The organism is Myxococcus sp. CA023 (assembly GCF_010998615.1).
Lineage (GTDB): Bacteria > Myxococcota > Myxococcia > Myxococcales > Myxococcaceae > Myxococcus.
Genome location: NZ_JAAEAH010000076.1, coordinates 1 through 18,406, shown reverse-complemented (window position 1 = coordinate 18,406; position 18,406 = coordinate 1). Strand labels below are relative to the sequence as shown.

Genomic DNA, 18,406 nt, shown 5'->3' with positions numbered 1-18,406 from the left:
GTTTGAAGACGATGTGTCACTCGGTGCTTCTGCTTGTGCTGCCCTTCCTCGGTGCCAATCACTATTCGGTTAAATGCGCTTTAATTGAACTCAATCAAGGTAACAAAACTCTCGTCAATCCCGGCATGCGCGACAGGCGATCATTCTTGGGTCAAGTTCAGAATCCAACACTTCAGTATCCGGCACGGGCAAGCCTTACTGCCAATGTAAGTGAGGTCGCTGCTGAGCACGTGGCGACGGTGCGCCTCAAGCGCGCCGAGGCACTGCTCGGCAAGGGCTGGCGTGTCGAACTCGAGTACCAGGGGCCGAGTGGGGACGACCAGACCGAGGTCTGGAGCATCGGCCCTGATGGAACGCAGGACGACCATGACGACTGGTACGAGCCGGTCGTGGTGGCGCGAGGCAAAGGCGGTCAGTGGGTGAATTTCTCAGGCGCCGCCGGCGGTGGCGGGCGGTCCTCGCGGCCTGCACGGAGTCGCGATCGTCAGTCTTGAGTCAGGGTCCGGAACACGGCCGGCAGCTCCTGGTCCCCCAGTCCCGCGCTGACGGCTCGCTTGTAGTTGTCGAGCAGCTCCTTCGGGAAGCGTGCGCTGATGCGGGCGTCCTGGCTCAGCCGGACGATGTGTTCGATTGCGGCGACGTGGGTGTTGAGACTGCACTGGTCGCCTGAGAAGCCATTCTTCTCAATCATGTCCTGCGCGGCGTCGGCGGTGACGGAAATCAGGCCGAGGAAGGAGTTCTTCTGGGCGAAGAAAGCCTTCGGATCCAGGCCTTCCGCCTTGCACATGGCCGCGGCGTGCAGGAACGCCAGGGAGCCGCCGTAATAGGCCTCGAGAATCGCGCAGTCGAGCGTCGCGGCAGCGCCAATCTTCTCGTCGACGTACACGGAGTTCTTGGCAATCGCCTGGAGGGTCTCGACGTGCCGGTCGAAGATGCCGCGCGACCCTGCGTAATAGACGGTCGCGTACTCGGTGGCGACGAAACTCGGGTAGGCGAGGATCGCGGCATCCAGGTAGTCCACGCCGTGGGCTTGGGCCCAGGCCAGCCCCTCGCGCGCGTCCGCGGGTGAGCCGCTGGTGAGCTGAACGAGCGTCGTTCCAGTCAGTGCCGCCGCGACGCCCTTCTCCGAGAGCACCTCGGCGGCGGCAGCGTAGTTGGAGAGGGAGACGACGACGAGCTCGCGTCCCGAGACGGCCTCGACGAGGCTGTCGAAGGCACGGGTGCCACCACCGACAGCGGAGGCTTTGCTGGGAGTCCTGTTCCAGACCGCGACGTCGTGGCCCGCCGAGGCGAAGGCTCGCGCTAGTGCGCTTCCCATGAGACCACAACCCACCACCGCCATCTTCGCTGAACGAATCGGGTGCATGTGCAAGCTCGTTTTGACTCCAGGTTGTACGGCAACCCCGAAACGTGGAGCCCGCCCGTCACTCAAGGAACCGGGCGAACTGGTGGGGCGGGCGTCAACACCAACCCATCTAGGACACCATACGCATAGGCCACCGCGAAGGCATAGGCTCCCACCAGGTATGTCACGTTGAGCGTCCGCGCCGTCCCCGCGTCGCTCGCGCTGTACCGGCCGTCCGGCCCGCGCAGCGAGAGCGAGGTCCCCAGGGAGACTCCCGCCGCTGCGAGTCCCAGCCCCTGCGTCACCGCCAGCACCGTGCCCATCCCCGAGCGCCCGTGCTTGAAGTGCCCCACGCCCAAGGGCGCCAGATACCAGGCGCGGGTCAGCGCCGGCGAGGCGGGCACCTCGTCTTTGCGGATGGGGTCGACGATGGGGGAGGGCGCCGGAAACAGCCGAGGACTCCGCTGGGCACGCAGTTCCCCAATGCGTGTCTGGTGTTGGGCACGCGCGCGCTCGACGAAGGCGAGGAAGTCCGGTGGATACAGCAGCGGGTCCAGCGCCGAGTCGCCGTGAATGGCCAGCCCTCGCACCACCTCGTCCTCCGCGCGGGCCAGCTCCTCCTGTGCGTGATAGGTGGCCGCGAGCAGCAGGTGCGCTTCTGCCTCCAACGCCTCTCCGTCGAGCCGCAGCGGATAGAGCAGGGACTCCAGCTCGGCGCGGGCCTTGGGCAGCTCGCCGGATTGGTAGGCACCGCGCGCGCTGTCGAGCGGGGACGCCGCGAGCACCATCAGCATCAAGGCCGCGCCCATCATGGCGTCACGTCCAGCGCCACTTCGAGACGACGACCGGCGACCACGTCCACCTCTTGCACCAAGGGTGGTTCACCCGCGCGGCGTGCCGTTACCGTGTGTCGTCCATGTTCGACCATCACCGGACCAGACAGGGGGGCGACGCCCACCTCCCGGCCGTCCACGAAGAGCCGCGCGCCCGCGGGAGCGTGGATGCGCACCTCTGCCTTGCGCGGTGACAACACCACGTCGCGCGTCACGGTCTCCCCTGGCGCGAGCGTCACCTCCTGTTCGACCTCGTCGCACAGAGGGTTGACGAAGCGCAGCCGGTAGGTCCCCGCTGGCAGCGAGAGTTCACGCACGCGAGGCGTGTAGCCGTGGCTCTCGCCGTTCACGAACACCTCCGCCCACGGGCGCGCCGTCACCTTCAACACGGCGGGACGCGCGGGGAGGGTGGTTCCCTCGTCCGGTCCTGGCGCTGGCACCAAGGGCCGCGCGGCCCCTGTGGGCTCGGCTCTCGCCGAGTGCCCTGTCGGCAGGGGCGATACGGCCCGCTTCGCCGAATCCATTCCCCCCGAACGCCCTGTCGAAATGGATGGCCGAGCCGGCTTCGCCCCGGCACCGTCCGCCGAGCGTTCTGCCGGCACGAATGCCCCGGGCAGATTCGTGGTGTCACTTCCAGCCGAAGGCCTCGGTTCCCGCGAAGCGTCCAACATGCCTGGTTCCGTCCCCGGGGCAGGCATCTCCTGGCCCTGGGGCGTGGGCGCATGAAGGCGTTCGCCAGTGGAGGCGCCGTCAACGGATGCCGTTCTGGGGGAGGACTGCCCTGACGAGGGCTCCGCGCCACGCGGTGTCTTCACGCCTTCGACGCGCTGGTCCGGCCTCATCCACCAGCCCGCGGTCGCGCAGAGAATGAGCCCGGCGCCCACGGCGCCAGCCCTCCACGCGGAACGCCTCGGCCGCTGACGCAACAGCGCCACCACCTCGGCGGACGTCGGCTCCAGCGACAGCGCGGCGTTGAGGACCTTCGCGGCCCGCGCCCCCTCGCCGCGCGCCAGCAGTCCGCGCCCCTCCTCCAGTAACCGCTCGAAGCGCGCCCGGCGCCATCGATTGGCGCGGGCCACCGGGTCTCCCAAGAACTCCCGCGCCACGTCGGCAGGCGGGCCGACCTCTTGTTGGAGCAGCTCCTCCAGCGCCAACGCCAGCGCGGCCCCGTCGCGCGGTCTATCCCGTGCATCTTTCGCCAGACACCGCGCGACCAGCGCTGACAAGGGCGCGGGCGTGCCTGGCACCACCTCCGTCAGTGGTGGCGCATCCTTCGTCATTACCGACGCGGCCAGATGCGCCGCGCCCTTGCCCGCGTGCGGCGTGGTGCCCGAGCACAGCTCGAACAGGATGACACCCACCGCGTACACATCCGAGGCAGGGGAGTACGCGCCTGTGTCGATGCGCTCGGGCGCCATGTATGGCAACGAGCCCGTCACCGCCCCGGTACTCGTGAGGCGCTCCTGGTCCTCCAGCGCGGCGAGTCCAAAGTCCGCCAGCTTCAGCGGCCCGCCTTCCGCCACCAGCACGTTGTCGGGCTTCACGTCGCGGTGGACGATGCCGCGTGCGTGCGCCGCCGCCAGCGCCCGGGCGAGCTCCCAGCCCAACACCATCACCGCCTCGGGCGGCACCGGCGAGAGCCTCCCGGCCAGCGCGCGGAGGTCCTCGCCCCGCACCCACTCGCAGACGAGGAACGGGCCATGGGCCTCATCCTCGCCGTAGTCGTGGACCTCCAGGACGTTGGGATGATGGAGCGAGGCGGCCAGCTCGGCCTCCCGCCGGAAGCGCTCCGCGCGGGCCGTGCCGCCTCCTGGGTGCATCCGCTTCAGCGCTACCGGGCGCGACAGCCGCACGTCCGTGGCCAGGAAGACCGTGGCCATTCCCCCACGCCCCAACTCCCGCTCGAGTCGGTACCGGCCCGCAAGCACTTCACCCGTCATCACCCGGGCATTCTCCGGGAGCGCGCTCCCGCGAGCAACCGGGCAAATTACAGCTACAGCCGACAGGCCTTCGTGTCCCCCACCTGCTCGCAGGCGCCCGTCGCACCCCCGGGGCAGTCCCGGTCCAGCCGGCAGGGCTGCCGGCACCGCAGCTCCGTCCCCGACGACAGGCACACGCTACAGGGCGCGCAGTCCAGCGAGTTCTCGCAGTCCTCTCCCACCGAGACCGGGGTACCCGAGCACTCCCGCACGCACAGCCCGTCCGGAGCGCATTGGTAGCCCGCCTCGCAGAGGTTGCTCCCCGGGTTGCACTTCTCCTCGCACCGCATTCGCTCCCTGGGGCAACTGGCGAAGTCGGAGCACTCGAATGTGTCCCTGCACGCCTCTCCAATCCGAGCCCCCGCGACACAGCTCGCATTGGAGCACCGTCGCCCGTCGCGACACGTGAAGTCCGTCGAGCACGTCAGCGTACACGTCCCGCCGACACAGGCCGCCGCTGCATCCGCGCACTCGCACGGCCGCGTGCACGCTCCTCCCACCTCCACCGTGCTCGCGCATCCGGCGTCCGGCGTCCCGCATCCCGAGCCCGTACAGCCGGCATCCGGCACCTCGCATCCCGAGCCCGTACAGCCGGCATCCGGTTCCTCGCATCCCGAGCCCGTGCAGCCCCCATCCGTCGGCGTTGTCACCGGCACACATGCACTCAGGGGGCCGGACGCGTCGGGCACGGGCCCACAGCCGTATCCTGGCCGAGCACATGCCTCGCCACAGGTCCGCAGGCACTGCCCCATCCCCGGCGCGCACACGCTTCCTGCCGGGCAGGGCGCCGCGTCGGAGCACGCCAGCAGGCAATACCCGCCCGGAAAGCCCGTGCCACAGGTGCGCCCCGGCCCGCAGTCCGCATGCTCGCCGCAGGCATCCCCAATCCGCACCGTGTCCACGGGCTCGCAGTCACCTCGCACGCAGACCTGCCCTTGGGGACAGCTGTCGGGCTCGTCACAGCGGATTCGGATGTCGAGCGGACAGCCCGGCGCGACGAGCAGCACCAGCGCGGGCAACAACGAGAGCAGGAGGAGTCGGCGCATCACCAAGGCCCGGGCAACTCTAGGCGGAGGGAGGCTCGAAGAGCACCCCCCAACAACGCCAGAGGCCCCGTGCTCCCCGACTGGGGAACACGGGGCCGTCTTCGCCAGCTACATGCAGGTACCCATGACGCCCGGCGCGCTGAAGCACTGGCCGCTCTTGCAGTGGCTGTTCTCCGCGCACGGGAAGCCGAAGGCACCCGGGCTGCAGAACCCGAGGACCGCGCCGGAGAAGGGCTTCACGCAGCTCCACGCCGAGGGGCAGTTCGAGTTGTCACTGCAGAGCCCCTGCATGCAGAAGCGGCCCTTGTTGGGCAGGTATCCGTCGTTGCACACCGCGCCGCCCAGGCCCGTGGGGCACACGCCGTCCTCGGGGCAGGGCGCGAAGCTGGCGCAGTACGGCTGCTGCGAGCCCTGGTCCGCTGCGTCCAGACACACCGCATAGGTGTCGCAGCCGTCCTTGAAGTCGCTGGTGTTCGGGTTGCACGAGGGCGGGTTGGCCGGAGGCGCCAGGCTGCACAGGCCCTCGATGCAGACCTGGTTGCTCAGGCACTGGCTGTTGGAGCTGCAGGTCGGCACCTTCTTGTTCTTGCAAAAGGAGACGGCCATGCCCGTGTCCTCGAGGTCGCAGTACTGGTCCGCCGCGCAGTCCCCGTTCGACTGACAGCCGATGGCACACAGGCCGTTGAAGCAGAACTGCCCGGAGGGACATGCCTTGCTCGCGCTGCACAGCCCCGCGCTCTGCTCATTGGGGTTGCCGTCGGGCCCCTCGCCGTCATCGTCCTTCGTGCTGCCGCAGCCCATGACCGTCAGCGCCAGGAACAATCCCATCACCACATGCTTCATCGTCGTCTCCGTCAGGTTCATCTGCACCGTGGCGGTTCTCCGCCTTCGTGCGATGGGCAACACCAGAGCAAGGTGCGTGCCCAGGCCTCGCGAGACATCGAATCGCCCCGATTCCACGGGGTTGCATGACGCCCCTGGCCCTCCGAGCACCCGACGCTGGGGGAAACGTGCCAGGACTGGCACGCGGACAAGCCCTCCAGAGGAGGCGGCCTGTCAGTCCCCCTCGCCGAGGTAGCGAAACAGCGAGCGAAGACCGATGCCCAGCGCCGCCGCCGCGTCCTTCTTGCTGCCGCCGCAGTGGGCAATGGCCTCCCGCACGTAGCGCTGGACGAACGCCTCCCGCGCCTCCTCCAGGGGAATCATGGGCGCTGCGTCGCCGCCCAACTCCAGGTCCTCGGGGCGCAACAACTCGTCCGTCGCCAACACCGCGGCGCGGCGCACGCGCGACACCAGCTCTCGCACGTTGCCGGGGAAGGGGTGCCCCCGCAGCGCCTCCGAGGCCTTCTGCGTGAAGCCTCGCGCCTTGCGCGCCTCTTGCGTCAGCACATGGTGGGCGATGAGCAGCACGTCCTCACCCCGCTCTCTCAGCGGCGGCACGTCCACACGCACCTCTTCCAGCCGGAAGCGCAGGTCCGCGCGGAAGGTGCCTCGCCGCACCGCTTCCTCCAGGGCCACATGTGTCGCGGACACCACGCGCACGTCCACCTTGCGCGGCTGGTGTTCGCCCAGGCGGGTGACCTCGCGCTCCTGCACCACGCGCAGCAAACGCGTCTGGAGCGACAGCGGCATGTCCCCAATCTCATCCAGGAAGAGGGTGCCACCGTCGGCCGCTTCCACCAGTCCCGCCCGCTCCGTGCCCGCGCCGGTGAAGGCGCCACGCGCATGGCCGAACAGCTCGCGCTCGATGAGGCTCTCCGGCAGCGCGGCGCAGTTGATGGCCACCAGCCGGCCGCGCCGGCCACTGCGCCGGTGGAGCGCCCGCGCCACCAGCTCCTTGCCCGTCCCTGTCTCGCCTGTGACGAGGACGTTGAGTGGCGTGGGGCCCAGTCGCTCCACCTGCCGGTACAGGGCGCGCATCGAAGGGGATTCGCCGATGAGCCCCTCGAACGTCGCGGCTTCGATGCGGCGGGTGAGGCCCTCCACCTGCGCGCGCAGCTCCGTCAATTCGCGCCGGGTCGACAGGAGCAGCGCCGTCAGCGCGGAGAGCGCCATGGCCTCCTCCAGCTCCATCGCCGAGAAGGCCGGAGCGCCCAACCTCCGTCCCAGGTACACCACGGACAGCGGCACCGGCTCCACGCGCAGCGGCACCACCAGCGCGGAGCCCAGCCGCAGTGCTTCCATGCTGGGCGCCCGGGCCAGCGCCGCGTCTGCCTCTACATCGGCCACCCGCACCGGAGCACCCGAGGTCAGCACCCGGTCCACGAGGCTGTCCACCACCGCCGCGTCGGGTCTGGCGCCCGTGGAACACAGCACGCGCCGAGGTCCCTCCCGAGAGTCCGCGGCGACGAGGAAGCCCACGTCCGCGCCCACCACGTCGGCGAGCCCCCGCATCGCCACCTCCAGCAGCTCCAGGGAGGGGCGCTGCACCAGCAGCCGCGAGGACAGCTCCGCGAGCACCGCCACCAGCCGGCCGTCTTGGCGCCGGGGGGCCACCTCCGCCGCATCACCCGCGACGGACTCCACCGCTTCGATGAGCTCCAGCTCCACCGTGCCCACGCGGAAGCGGTCCCCGGGCTCAAGGGGCGCCAGGTCCACGCGCCGCCCTCGCACCTTGATGTCACAGCCCTTGCCCGCCGGGGACACGCTCCAGCCTCGCGCATCGCGGAACAGCAGCGCGTGGCTCGGCTTCACGCCGGGCGCAAGGAGCACGGCGTCACAGGTGGCGTCGGAGCCCACGGAGACGACGGGCTTGTCCAAAGAGAGACGGCGGCCGTCGGGGAGGACCAGAAGCTGGGGCATGGCGGGAGCGGATGACGCAGTCGCATATCAGGAATGCGGGAGGCGTGCGCATGCGGGGCCCGGAAGGAGCCTGCAGCGGCCACTCCATTCCACGGAATCGTAGAATCCATGTACCGTCAGGAGCTTCGCCGTTCCCTGGCAGTCCTTCCCATTCCCGGTTCCTCCGAGTGGCACACCCCATGCGCCTCATTCGTCCTTCCTGGCTCTGGGCCCTCCTGCTGGCCCTCTCCGCCTGTTCCTCGACCTCCACGACCCCCTCCGACGCGGGGACTCAGCCCGATTCGGGGACGCAGCACGGGCGCATCGAAGGCCAGGCCATCCTGGAGGGGGCCTCGTCCCACTCGGGCATCAGCGTCTCCGTGGAAGGCGCTTCGCTGCGCGCCACCACGGCCACTGACGGCCGCTTCGTCTTGGAGAACGTCGCCTCGGGCACGCACATCGTGGTGGCGAGAATGTCCGGCTACTCGGAGGCCCGACAGTCCGTCACGGTCGCCGCGGGAGCAACGGCCTCCGTGAGGCTCGACCTCGTGCGTGGACGGGGTTCAATCCTCGGCAATGTCAAGGTGGAGGGCGTCCTGGATTCCTCGGGCGTCACCGTCACCCTGGTGGAGACGGGCGCCAACACGACCACGGACGCGACGGGGCTCTTCACCTTCTCCGACCTGGCCCAGGGCACCTACACGGTGGCGCTCCAGAAGACGAACTACGTGGCGACGCAGCAGACGGTGGACGTGCGGGGCACGGGCTCAACCCTGGTCAACCTCTCCCTGGCTCGCGAGCGGAGCAGCGTGACCGGCGTCATCCAGCTTGAAGGCTCGAGCAACCACGCCGGCGCCGTCGTCACCCTGGTGGAAGCGTCCCTCACCGCGACCACGAATGCCGAGGGACAGTTCAACATCCAGAACGTGATGACGGGCACGTACACCCTGCGAGTGCGGCGGGAGAACTACGTGGACACGCAGCAGGCCGTGGAGGTCCGCGCGAACCAGCCGAGCCAGGTCAACCTGACGTTGTTGCTCGTACGCGGGGACGTGGCCGGCACCGTCCAGCTGTCGGACGGAGCCACCCCCTCGGGCGTCACCATCACCGTGACGCAGACGGGCGCCAACACGACGACGAACGCGCAAGGCCAGTTCACCTTCACCGGGCTTCCGCTGGGCACCTACACCCTGACCGCCCAGAAGGAGGGCTACGCGGTGGTGCAGCAATCCGTCACGGTGCGCACGGGCGCTGCGGCCACGGTCGCCTTCACACTGGTACGGGCCCAGGGCCGCGTGGAGGGCACGGCCCTGCTCGAGGGCGCGAGCAGCCACGGCGGCATCACCGTCACGCTGGCGGAGACGGGGGCCACCACGACCACGAACGGCCAGGGCCGCTTCGCCTTCAGCAGCGTGGCCGCGGGCACGTACACGGTGGAAGCGCGGTTGAGCGGCTACGCTGTGGCGCGCGAGTCCGTCCAGGTGCAGGAGAACCAAGCGGCCACCGTCTCGCTCTCGCTGACGCGCGAGCGGGGCAACGTGGCTGGTGTCATCCAACTCGAGGGCGGGAGCGCGCCGGTGGACGTCAACATCACCCTGGCGGGGACGGCCTTCAGTACGCGTACGAACACCGGGGGCCAGTTCTCCCTCACGGGCGTCCCCACGGGCTCCTACACCTTGGAGGCCCAGAAGGACGGCTTCGCCACGGGCCAACGTACCGTGGAGGTTCGCGCCGGCGAGCAGGCCCAGGTCAGCCTGACGCTGTCCCGCGCTCGCGGGAACATCTCGGGCGTGGTCCTGCTGGAGGACGCCAATACCACCTCGGGCATCTCGGTGGCGCTGGTGGAGAGCAACGCCTCCGTGTTGACGGACGCCCAGGGCCGCTTCTCCTTCAGTGGCCTCATCGTGGGGACGTACACGCTGTCCGCCTATTGGACGGGTTATGAGATTCAAGAGCGGAGCGTGGTGGTGCGGAATCAGGAGACCACGGTGGTCAACATCACGCTGCGGCGCAGGCCCGGTGTGGTGATGGGCACCATCCAGCTCGAAGGCGAAAGCCACCACGAGGGTGTCACCGTGTCGCTCTCCGGCCATGGCGCCACCGCGACGACGGATGCCCAGGGGCACTTCGTCCTCGAGGACGTGCCCCAGGGGCGCCACACCCTGGCGGCCAGCAAGGCGAACTACGCGAAGGCGGAGGCCGCGCTGGACGTGCGCGAAGGCGAGCCCCAGCCGGTCAGCCTGGCCCTGTCGCGGCTGGGCGCGCTCGAGGTCTCCGCGCCCAAGCTGGCGGTCCAGGGGGGACACCTGACCTTGACGGGCTCCGGCTTCGGCGCCGAGCGCGGCCCCTTCACCGTCACGGTGGGAGGAGAAGCCGTCACCGACTTCATCTCCTGGTCCGACACGGAGGTGGTGGCGCGGGTGGCGCACCACGTCGCTCCGGGCGAGCACGACATCGTCGTGACGCCCGGGGTGCCCTGGCGGCGACACACCACCACCTCCGTGTGGGTGGTGCCCCAGAAGACCGTCGCCTATGGGGAGCATTGGGGCGTGGGCGTCCTTGCTTCCAATCACGTCTCCGTCTGGGGTGAGCCCTCCCTGGCCGACATCCACCCGATTCCGGCGGGGCTCACCGACGTGGTGAGCGTGGCCACGTCGCGAAGGACTGCCTTCGCCCTCCAGGCGGATGGCACCGTGGTGGCGTGGGGCGGTGACCTTCCCTCGGACCTGAGCGTCCCGGCCGACCTCACGGAGGTCGTGGCCATCGCGGGAGGTGATTCCTTCGTCCTGGCGTTGAAGGCGGATGGCACCGTCGTGGCCTGGGGCGAAAGCGCCATCGCCCCGTCCTCCGACGTGCGGGACGTGGTAGGCATTGCCGTCACGAGCAACGCCAGCCAGGCCTTCCTCGCCGATGGCACCGTGGTGACGTGGGGGCAGGACAACGAAGGACGGGCAATGCCTGCCGAGCAGCTCTACCTGCCGCCGCACGACCTGGTCCTGCGCGTCCCGGCTCGCTAGCCCCGCACACCATGGGCGACGACAGACGTCGCCCATGGTGCTGGTTGAAGGACGTTGGCCAGGGTGACGCGCGTCCCGTTGGCGCGCGCGTCGAGGCTGCGTGAGTTCCGCCAGGCTGGCGCGGTGAGCAACCTTCGCTGCATGCTTCAGACGGCCCATCCGGCAACTCCCCTGACTCCACCGTGGGATAGGGGAGTGGTGCGGTCGTTCAGTCGTCCGACCGTCCCTTGCGCGCCGTCTCCAGCAACTTGCGAATGGCATCGGCGTGCTTGCCATCGGTTGGCGCCCAGTCGGCGGGCATGCGGCCGGCGCGGTCGCGAATGAACGGGTCGGCACCGGCTTCGAGCAATACCTGCACGAGCGCCGGCATCGCATGCGCCAGCGCGCGTTGCAGCGGTCGTTGTCCTTCATCGTCGGGCACGTTGGGATCGGCACCCGCGGCCAAGAGGCTGCGAATGATGGGGCCGTGCACGCGTGCCGACGGTTTGAACAGCGCCATGTGCAGCGCGGTGAGTCCCTTGTCCGTCCGGTGGTTCACCTTGGCTCTGCGTGCGAGCAGGAGGTCCACCGCACCCAGTTCGCCACTGCGCGCGGCCAGCATCAGCGCCGTCGGGTTGCCCTTGAACTGGGTCCAATCGGGGTCGAGGCCGGCGTCCAGCATCCGCTCCACCAGTTCGAGATTGCCGGCGGCGGCCACCGAAGGGAAGTCCTGGGTCGCCCACTGGCTGCGTGCAATGCCGCCGGAGAACGTCCATTCGGGTTCGGCAGCGGCACGGATGTCCTTGCCCGTGGCCCTTTCGACAACCTGTGCGCGCCGTGCCTCCGCCGCCTGCCGCGCACGCTTCTTGCTGCCGCGCCAGAAGGAATGCGTGGCCGGGTAGCTCGCCGGATCGCTCAGGTAGTTCGACAGCGGGACATGGCCATTCTCCAACGCCACGATGGAGGGCAACTTGCCGTCGTTGTCCGCCTGCTCGCGATCCGCGCCGGCTTCCACCAGGCATCGTGCGATGTCGGCAAAGCCATTCGCGGCGGCCATCCACAGCGCGCTGGCACCGGTTTCGTCCCCCGCGTTCACATCCGCGCCGGCCTTCACGAGCAAGCTCACGAGAGCGGCAAAGCCATGCTCAGTGGCCGCGACCAGCGGCGGCTGGAAGGCCGCTGCATTCGGGGCGGCCTTCGCGTCCAGCAGCGCGCGCACGGCAGCCTCGTCACCGTGACTGCAGGCATACGCCAACGGCGTGGTCTGGTAGCCGTGGAGGTCGACTTCATCGGGGTCGGCCCCTTTTGTCAGCAGGTCCTCTACCGCGAAGACATCGCACTGCTCGATGGCAGCGAACAGGTTATCGGGCTTGTCGAGCTTCATGAGCGCTACCAGATGGAGTCGTGGTGTTGGGCTGGACGCCGCAGCATCGAAGCCTACCTCCTCAAGCGTCCGTGTGCGCGCCATGCTTTGCCCGTCGTACGGCCAGCGTCGATGAACGTCGGGGCATCCGTGTCATGACCCAGGACGTACCCTGGGGGGCATGGGCACATAGGGCCGGGTGACGATGCGCGTCGAGCTGGGCGCCTCAGCGCGGACAGCCAATGACCACGCCGGGACCAGGGCGCATGACGGTGGACTCCAAGTCCTCTTCAGTCATTGAACGCCGACGCCATCGACTCAGGTCGCTGGCTGGCGCAGGTAGGCGAACATGTGCGGGACGTAGTCGGCCTTGCCAAGCTGCACACCATTGTGCCGCAGAATGCTGTAGGCCGTGACCAGGTGAAAGTAGAACTGTGGTGTCACCCAGTTCCGCGCGTATTCGCTGCCGGTCATGTCGAAGGCCATGCCATTGGGCAACTCGATGGACAGTTGGCGCTGTGCGCCTTCCTCTATCCGCGCCCTGTCAGCGTTCGACAGCAGTTGTAGCGTTCGCTCAATCAAGGCGTTCGCTTGTTCCATGTCATCCGGCGCGTCTAGCGCCGACAGCGGATGCTGGCCAAGCCGCAGCACTGCTTCCTGCGCCTGGGTACAGGCGAACTGCACCTGGCTGGCCAGGTTGTGCATGTCAGGTGCCAGTCTCGACTGGAGCAGGTTCTTCGAGTCGCAGCCCAGCTCGCGAGCATGCGCCTCCCCCTTCTTCAGGAAGCCTTGCAACGCGCGCAGCATCTGCGCGAAGCAGGGAACGGTCATTTCGTAGATCGACATCGGTGCCACCTCCTTGAATGACTCAACCCTAGCAGGCTTGATGCGCACTGCCAGGCGCTCTGTCAGGCCCCTGTACTTGTTGGACAACGCGCGCGGAGGTGGATGGCGACACGTCATGGCGACGTGAGCTTGGCGGTCGTCCCGAAGGAGGGTGGGATTGCCTTCGCGAATCGTCCTCGACGCAGGAAGGTATACCCAACGCCGGGCAATCCCGGCGAGTGACGCTGTTCCGCCCCCGTTCTTCGGACCACGCGTTGCGAGAGTCCTGCGGCGTTGCTGATGCCGTGCTCGGGGGATGATGCGACGGGGCCAGGTTCGCCGCTGCGAGGCTGGCGAATTGACGGTGGGCGGCTGCGGAATCGGCGCGGTCGGTCTGGGACGTCTCGACGCTGTGAACTGCGTACTCACCACAGCTGCCCGGCCACCTTCTTACCTCAAGTCACCTCACGCGTCAGCTTGGAGTCCCACGGGCACCAGTGTCCGCCCGGGAGGAATGCACCGCCCGCCTCATCCAGGTGGTCCTCCACGTACACCATGTTCGCGTCGCAGACCTCGATGGCCATCGCGAAGAAGCGGATGGTGCTCGGGTCCAGGTGGAAGGAGAACTTCGGGTTGTAGGCCGCGGCCCGCTTGATGATTCGTCCGTGGACGTGGACTTCGTTCCGCTCCTCGCCAGAGAGAATCTTCCGTGCATGTGCAATCGTCTTCTCGTCCGTCAACTCGATGATGAACTCGACGCCCGGTGAGCTTGGCTGCATAAATGCGAAGCGGATTGGGTTGGCCATGGTGACCTCCTGGAAGTGAGGTTTCATGGGTAATCGATTGTGAATGTGAGTACAAGTCCGTTGCTTGTGTGTGAAGAACTTTCGATGGGTGTTCTGGGTGTGGCTGATGGGTATACATGGGTGTCGTCGGTGATGACCCACCCGCGGCGCCAGGTGCTCTGTGAGTGTTTGCGTTTGACTTCCCATGGTTCTCGCGCCTTGACGCGATTGAGCGAGAGAGTGGTTGTGTGTGGGGGGCTTTCCACTGCTTTCCGCGGCGTGCTGCGCAACGGTTTCGACTTCCGGCTGCGCCCTGCCTGCGCTTTCCCGCTCGCCAATGGACTTTCGCCTGAACTGGGCAGGTCCACGGCGTGCGTTGACGAGGCGGCCGACCGTTTAACGGCGGCCCTCAATCCCTCTCTCCCTGACTGATTCACCACCGGCACGGCGCCAGCCGCCAGGCCGACCGGGAGACGTGTGTTTCTCGTGCCTCATTTCGGGGCACGCACAGGAGGCGTGTATGCACAGGAAGCGAAGGTGTCTGTCCGCGCTGTTGCTGCTTGTCTTGCTCCCCTGGCCGGGGTGGGCCTCGGGGCCTCCCTTGCCCGAGGAAGAGGCGCCGTCCACTCCACCGGCCTCGCCCGCGCGCAGGTGGTACTACCTGACGCGCCTGGAGGCGACGACGTTTGCGTTGCTCCCTCGCGCATGCGCTGGTGGTGATGACGGCTTCATCCAGGTGGAGCCCACCCTCATCATCGATGGTGGCCCCGAATTCGGTATCAACGTGGGCGCCCCCGTGCGCTTTCGCCTGTGGGGTGGTGGCGAGGGTGCGGGCCTTGTGCGGCGGGAGGACTGGGACTCCCTCTCGGACTGGGGGCAACTCGTCCGTGGCCTCAAGTTCGGCTCGGACAACGCGCCGCTGGGAGTGTGGTTCGGTGGCCTGGACAGCTACAGCCTGCTCTCCGGGCATTTGGTCCGCCGCTACTCCAACCGCGCGAATCCGGACTACCACCCGGCAGGAGGCTTCCTCACCGGCACGCTGGGGCCCCTCTACACGGAAGCGTTCGTCTCGGACGTGTTGGGCGCACGGCTGATGGGGGCGGAGTTCTCCCTGGACATGGAGCACGTCTTCTTCGGCAAGGCCAAGGAGCACAGTCGCTACACCCTGGCGTTGTCAGCCGTTCATGACTGGGGGCGAGCGGGTGGACGCGCGCCCTCGGTGACGCTGGCCCATGCGGATGCAACGGCGGTTGTGGTGGTGCGACCTGACTACGAGGTCCACCTGGTTGCGGGCTGGGGCGGGCGTCCTGGCGAGGGCGGCGCATGGGGGGCCGTGGCGGGCGCTGGGTTGGACGCGGGGACCGAGACACTCAACTTGCGGTTGCGGCTGGAGGCGAGGCGCCAGCAAGGCGGCTTCCGGCAAGGTTTCTTCGGAGCGGACTACGAACTGGCGCGCTTCCAAGCGGCGGGCCCGGATGGCGTGCCTCTCGCGGATGCTGGCTTCCCGGACGGCTACTCGGCTTTCGGTGAGGCAGAAGTGGGCTGGGACGCCGTCAGCTACGGGGGCCTCTACAAACACCTGAAGCTGTCGCTGGGAGCGGAGGCGTTCTCCTGGGGGCGCTTCGACGTCGACGGGCGCGTGGCGGTGCAGCTCTTCGAGCGCAGCTTGGAAGTGGCGTTGAAGGGCCTGGGCGTGGGTATGGGGCAGCCCGGAGCGCGCTACCTGGGGGCGGCGGAGGTGCGCTGGAGATTCCTGGGCGGGAAGCTCTACGCGATGGGGACAGGCGGCACATTGCTCTTCCCCACGGCGGAAGGGACGCTGCGACCGGGGGCATTCGCCTCGGTGGGCCTGGGGGTGGACAATGCGCGCTAACGCCCTGCTGGTGGTGGCGGTGCTGGCCACGGGGGCCGCTTCGGTGGAGCATGCCTCCGGGCTTGGCGGAACGTTGAGCTATGCGCCGCGCGTGGCCGTGTCTCCCGCGTGGGAAGACGCGCTAGACGATGAGCCTCCGCGTTCCTTGGACGCTTCTCCGTTCTCAATCTCGGGGCCCGAGGAGGACCAACGGCGAGCGCGCCAGCGGGGGCCACGGCACGACGCAACAGGGGCTGTGCCTGGCACTGCGTCCGTAGCTGTCGGAGGTGGAGTGCAGAGCGCCGTAGCGGTGCGTCAGGCAACCCTCGACGCCATTGATGAGGTGAAGCGCTCCCTGGAGGGCATCGAAGCCGCGCGCTCTCAACTTGCGTCGCGTCCTTTCTCTCTCGGTGGCCGGGGACTCGACGGGGTGTTTACGCGCTATCTCGACCATGGCTCCAAGCAACTGACGTGGCTCCGAGGAACGCTGGGGAGTGCCACGGCGCTGGCGGGAGTGGCGTCGGAGGTGGGGGATTCAGGAATGGAGCTGGGCATCCTCCAGATGACGGGGCCCCGGCTCCAGGCCGCGATGTTCGGAACCCTGCTGCTGGCGACCTGGGTGGACTTCCTTCAACTTGCTGATGCCTTGCTCCGCGACTGTCCCATGTGCGGTTCCGAGAAGCTGTTCGCGGACTTGCATCGAGTTCAAGGCAAGGTGACTCCGACGCTGGCGGACCTCGCATCGGAGGACTCGGAGCGGATAGAGGCGGCCGCGACCGCGATGCCCGCGCTGATGGGGGAGTTGACCCACGAGTTCGACACGATTCGTCGGGATGCGCGCTCGGCCATGGAGGTGGGCGGCAAGGTCATGGTTGCGGCGCAGGTGATGGAACTGCTCGCCCTGATTTCCACGCTGAACATGTCACTCCCCCGGCCACCCCCAGCGACGCTCGGTGTGGGGCTCGTCATGAGTTCGGGAGGAGTCGTGGCTGGCTCGCGGCTCGTCGTCTCGGCAGAGTGGGTGGAGATGATGCGAAGGCTGGTTCAGGCGGGCGTCATTTCCCTCCCCGCCGTGAGCGCCGCAGTCCGCATTCATGGTGGGCAGGTGCTGATGGCCCAGGCGAACCAGGACTTGCCCGAGGGCGTGCGTGAAGCGCTGGGGGATAGTCCCGAAGTGCGCAGTATGAAGGTGACGGGCAAGGCCGGTGCGGGCATGGCCGACGCACCGAAGCATCACGTCATGCCGCAAGAGCACCGGGAGTGGTTCGAGCGGCGCGGTTTCAAGGGCGACATGGACATCGACCAGTTCTGCGTTCGGCTGGAGCGGGCTCACCATGAGGCGATTCACGGTGGGGGGAGCTGGAAGCTGGGGCGCACATGGCCAGGTGCGTGGAACCGGATGATCATGAAGGCCCTGCGCGATGCCGAGGTAGAAGCTGGACGCAGGTTGACGCGGAATGCGGTCCTGGACATCGTTGCAGATCGAATGAAGGACTACCGGATCCCGATGAAATTCGTCACAGGGAGAAGGCGATGAGCGACGGAGCAGCTTGGCAGGGCAACATTAAGGCTCGCCTGTACGAACGGGTCCGCGAGCGAGGCTACGACTCACTGACCGCCTTTGCCGACGCGCGGCCTGCCGTGCCGCTATTCGCCCTAGCCGATGAGCTGGGCAACGACGTTGCTGCGGTGCAGTTGTTGAGTGGCCTGCTGTACGAGGCGGAGCAGCACAATCGGGTCACGCGCTTCGTCCGTGATGTTCTCGTTCGCCTCTTGTCTCAGAGCCTGCCCAACGGGTGGCCAGCCGTGATGGATGACGCAAACGTGTTCAAGGTGGCCAAAGCACTCGGTTCTTGGTCCGCATACACTCCAGAAACCCATCAGGAACGGGGCAGATTGGCGAGGGCGGCACTTCGCGCCAACCCTCCCCCTGCTGGCTGGCGCCCGCTCGGTCCTGACGACGAGCTGCTTCGGACGCTTCTTCCAGACGACGAAGCATGAGCTTGGCCCAGTTCCGTGGACACCCGAGATGTGATGGAAGGAGCACGGGATGTCCGCAACTGACGAGAAGCCGAAGAAGCCCCGTAGGCCGCGCCGGGAGTTCACCGCGGAGTTCAAGGCGGGTGCGGTGAAGCTGGTGCAGGAGGGCAAGTCCATCCCTCAGGTGGCCAAGGGCTTGGACCTGACAGAGTCGGCACTGCGCCTGTGGGTGGAGCAGGTGAAGACGGACCGGGGCGAGGGCAAGCCCGGGGCGCTGACGACGGACGAGCGCGAGGAACTCTCCCGGCTGCGCAAGGAGAACCGCGAGCTGCGGCTGGAGCGGGAGATACTAAAAAATGCGGCGGCCTTCTTCGCGAAGGAGATGAAGTGAAATTCGCCTTCATCGACGCGAAGAAGGCCGTCTTTCCAGTCGCCACGCTCTGCCGTCACCTGGGCGTCTCCCGCAGTGGCTACTACGCCTGGGTGAAGCGTCCGTAACCGTCCGGCCAGCGACGTGGCGTGAGCGGTTGCAGACGGACGATGGCCGTGACCGGCACGCGCCGCGAGGATTTAGAGGCTGGGCTGGAGGAGTGAATCGGGCGGGTCGGCGGCACGCCGCCG

Annotated in this window: 14 protein-coding genes and 1 pseudogene; 6 read left to right on the top strand and 9 right to left on the bottom strand. The window is 68.0% G+C overall.

The window, feature by feature from the left end; translation table 11 throughout:
• The first annotated feature begins 23 nt into the window (after positions 1 to 23).
• Positions 24 to 494, top strand: a complete 471-nt coding sequence (locus F8M74_RS28785) for a hypothetical protein (RefSeq protein ID WP_141341610.1) — start codon at positions 24 to 26, stop codon at positions 492 to 494.
• On the opposite strand, the gene F8M74_RS28780 is transcribed toward F8M74_RS28785, so the two are convergent.
• The 6 genes from F8M74_RS28780 to F8M74_RS28755 form a co-directional block, all read right to left on the bottom strand.
• Positions 485 to 1,366, bottom strand: coding sequence for an NAD(P)-dependent oxidoreductase (locus F8M74_RS28780; protein WP_228560340.1), 882 nt, complete (start codon positions 1,364 to 1,366; stop codon positions 485 to 487). The two genes, F8M74_RS28785 and F8M74_RS28780, sit on opposite strands and share 10 nt — an antisense overlap.
• 62 nt (positions 1,367 to 1,428) lie before the next feature.
• Positions 1,429 to 2,157, bottom strand: coding sequence for a hypothetical protein (locus F8M74_RS28775; RefSeq protein ID WP_141256245.1), 729 nt, complete (start codon positions 2,155 to 2,157; stop codon positions 1,429 to 1,431).
• Positions 2,154 to 4,118 (bottom strand): serine/threonine-protein kinase, encoded by a 1,965-nt coding sequence (locus F8M74_RS28770; RefSeq protein WP_216620392.1) that lies wholly within the window; start codon positions 4,116 to 4,118, stop codon positions 2,154 to 2,156. Before F8M74_RS28770 ends, F8M74_RS28775 begins: the two co-directional genes overlap by 4 nt.
• Positions 4,119 to 4,171: 53 nt before the next feature.
• Positions 4,172 to 4,447 carry a hypothetical protein gene (locus F8M74_RS28765; protein WP_141256243.1) on the bottom strand — a complete coding sequence of 92 codons (276 nt, stop codon included), beginning with the start codon at positions 4,445 to 4,447 and terminating at the stop codon, positions 4,172 to 4,174.
• A gap of 864 nt (positions 4,448 to 5,311) precedes the next feature.
• Entirely contained in the window at positions 5,312 to 6,067 is a 756-nt protein-coding gene (locus F8M74_RS28760) for a Dickkopf N-terminal cysteine-rich domain-containing protein (protein ID WP_020478912.1), read from the bottom strand.
• Between the two features lie 192 nt (positions 6,068 to 6,259).
• Positions 6,260 to 8,005, bottom strand: coding sequence for a sigma 54-interacting transcriptional regulator (locus F8M74_RS28755; RefSeq protein WP_141256242.1), 1,746 nt, complete (start codon positions 8,003 to 8,005; stop codon positions 6,260 to 6,262).
• 179 nt (positions 8,006 to 8,184) lie between these two features.
• Here F8M74_RS28755 and F8M74_RS28750 point away from each other — a divergent pair, with 179 nt between their 5' ends.
• On the top strand, positions 8,185 to 11,001 hold the full coding sequence (locus F8M74_RS28750) for a carboxypeptidase regulatory-like domain-containing protein (protein ID WP_228560338.1): 2,817 nt from the start codon (positions 8,185 to 8,187) through the stop codon (positions 10,999 to 11,001).
• A 208-nt stretch (positions 11,002 to 11,209) separates the two neighbouring features.
• On the opposite strand, the gene F8M74_RS28745 is transcribed toward F8M74_RS28750, so the two are convergent.
• The 3 genes from F8M74_RS28745 to F8M74_RS28735 form a co-directional block, all read right to left on the bottom strand.
• Positions 11,210 to 12,364, bottom strand: a complete 1,155-nt coding sequence (locus F8M74_RS28745) for an ankyrin repeat domain-containing protein (RefSeq protein WP_141256240.1) — start codon at positions 12,362 to 12,364, stop codon at positions 11,210 to 11,212.
• 297 nt (positions 12,365 to 12,661) lie between these two features.
• Entirely contained in the window at positions 12,662 to 13,189 is a 528-nt protein-coding gene (locus F8M74_RS28740; RefSeq protein WP_141256239.1) for a DUF1993 family protein, read from the bottom strand.
• Between the two features lie 434 nt (positions 13,190 to 13,623).
• Positions 13,624 to 13,974 carry a calmodulin gene (locus tag F8M74_RS28735; RefSeq protein WP_141256238.1) on the bottom strand — a complete coding sequence of 117 codons (351 nt, stop codon included), beginning with the start codon at positions 13,972 to 13,974 and terminating at the stop codon, positions 13,624 to 13,626.
• Between the two features lie 499 nt (positions 13,975 to 14,473).
• Here F8M74_RS28735 and F8M74_RS28730 point away from each other — a divergent pair, with 499 nt between their 5' ends.
• The 4 genes and pseudogenes from F8M74_RS28730 to F8M74_RS28715 form a co-directional block, all read left to right on the top strand.
• Positions 14,474 to 15,826 (top strand): hypothetical protein, encoded by a 1,353-nt coding sequence (locus F8M74_RS28730; RefSeq protein ID WP_163884604.1) that lies wholly within the window; start codon positions 14,474 to 14,476, stop codon positions 15,824 to 15,826.
• A gap of 520 nt (positions 15,827 to 16,346) precedes the next feature.
• The gene (locus F8M74_RS28725; RefSeq protein WP_239005019.1) at positions 16,347 to 17,342 is read left to right on the top strand and encodes a DUF2380 domain-containing protein; all 996 of its coding nucleotides are present in this window, start codon (positions 16,347 to 16,349) and stop codon (positions 17,340 to 17,342) included.
• On the top strand, positions 17,339 to 17,806 hold the full coding sequence (locus F8M74_RS28720) for an NUDIX hydrolase (protein ID WP_141256295.1): 468 nt from the start codon (positions 17,339 to 17,341) through the stop codon (positions 17,804 to 17,806). Before F8M74_RS28725 ends, F8M74_RS28720 begins: the two co-directional genes overlap by 4 nt.
• Before the next feature lie 49 nt (positions 17,807 to 17,855).
• Positions 17,856 to 18,280: pseudogene (locus tag F8M74_RS28715) on the top strand (transposase); the annotation flags it as partial.
• Positions 18,281 to 18,406 lie beyond the last annotated feature (126 nt).

Excerpts from the sequence above, each read along its gene's own strand:
- F8M74_RS28780 (WP_228560340.1), bottom strand. The coding sequence starts at position 1,366 with ATGCACCCGATTCGTTCAGCGAAGATGGCGGTGGTGGGTTGTGGTCTC.
- F8M74_RS28775 (WP_141256245.1), bottom strand. The coding sequence starts at position 2,157 with ATGATGGGCGCGGCCTTGATGCTGATGGTGCTCGCGGCGTCCCCGCTC.
- F8M74_RS28770 (WP_216620392.1), bottom strand. The coding sequence starts at position 4,118 with ATGACGGGTGAAGTGCTTGCGGGCCGGTACCGACTCGAGCGGGAGTTG.
- F8M74_RS28765 (WP_141256243.1), bottom strand. The coding sequence starts at position 4,447 with ATGCGGTGCGAGGAGAAGTGCAACCCGGGGAGCAACCTCTGCGAGGCG.
- F8M74_RS28760 (WP_020478912.1), bottom strand. The coding sequence starts at position 6,067 with ATGAACCTGACGGAGACGACGATGAAGCATGTGGTGATGGGATTGTTC.
- F8M74_RS28755 (WP_141256242.1), bottom strand. The coding sequence starts at position 8,005 with ATGCCCCAGCTTCTGGTCCTCCCCGACGGCCGCCGTCTCTCTTTGGAC.
- F8M74_RS28750 (WP_228560338.1), top strand. The coding sequence starts at position 8,185 with ATGCGCCTCATTCGTCCTTCCTGGCTCTGGGCCCTCCTGCTGGCCCTC.
- F8M74_RS28745 (WP_141256240.1), bottom strand. The coding sequence starts at position 12,364 with ATGAAGCTCGACAAGCCCGATAACCTGTTCGCTGCCATCGAGCAGTGC.
- F8M74_RS28740 (WP_141256239.1), bottom strand. The coding sequence starts at position 13,189 with ATGTCGATCTACGAAATGACCGTTCCCTGCTTCGCGCAGATGCTGCGC.
- F8M74_RS28735 (WP_141256238.1), bottom strand. The coding sequence starts at position 13,974 with ATGGCCAACCCAATCCGCTTCGCATTTATGCAGCCAAGCTCACCGGGC.
- F8M74_RS28730 (WP_163884604.1), top strand. The coding sequence starts at position 14,474 with ATGCACAGGAAGCGAAGGTGTCTGTCCGCGCTGTTGCTGCTTGTCTTG.
- F8M74_RS28725 (WP_239005019.1), top strand. The coding sequence starts at position 16,347 with ATGGAGCTGGGCATCCTCCAGATGACGGGGCCCCGGCTCCAGGCCGCG.
- F8M74_RS28720 (WP_141256295.1), top strand. The coding sequence starts at position 17,339 with ATGAGCGACGGAGCAGCTTGGCAGGGCAACATTAAGGCTCGCCTGTAC.